The organism is Saccharothrix sp. ST-888 (assembly GCF_000955975.1).
GTDB lineage: Bacteria > Actinomycetota > Actinomycetes > Streptomycetales > Streptomycetaceae > Kitasatospora.
This window is the reverse complement of sequence record NZ_JYJF01001139.1, coordinates 1-240: the sequence shown is the minus strand read 5'-3', so window position 1 is coordinate 240 and position 240 is coordinate 1. Positions and strand designations below refer to the sequence as shown.

Below are 240 nucleotides of genomic sequence, written 5' to 3'. Positions count from 1 at the left end.
ACGGGCCCCAGGCGAGCGCGGTGGCCGCGAGGCCCTGGGCGCGGCGCTGGGTGGCCAGGGCGTCCAGGAAGACGTTCGCGGCAGCGTAGTTGCCCTGGCAGGGGCTGCTCAGGGTGCCGGCGGCGGAGGAGAAGAGGACGGACGCGGTCAGGTCGAGACCGGCGGTCAGCTCGTGCAGGTTGAGCGCCGCGTCCACCTTCGGCCGCAGCACGGCGTCCAGACGCTCCGGGGTGAGCGAGG

The 240-nt window shown here is 75.0% G+C and carries 1 protein-coding gene; it reads right to left on the bottom strand.

What is annotated here, in order from left to right:
* Nucleotides 1–240, bottom strand: a 240-nt coding sequence (locus UK12_RS35965; RefSeq protein ID WP_045307438.1) for a KR domain-containing protein, incomplete at both ends; no start/stop codon positions are given.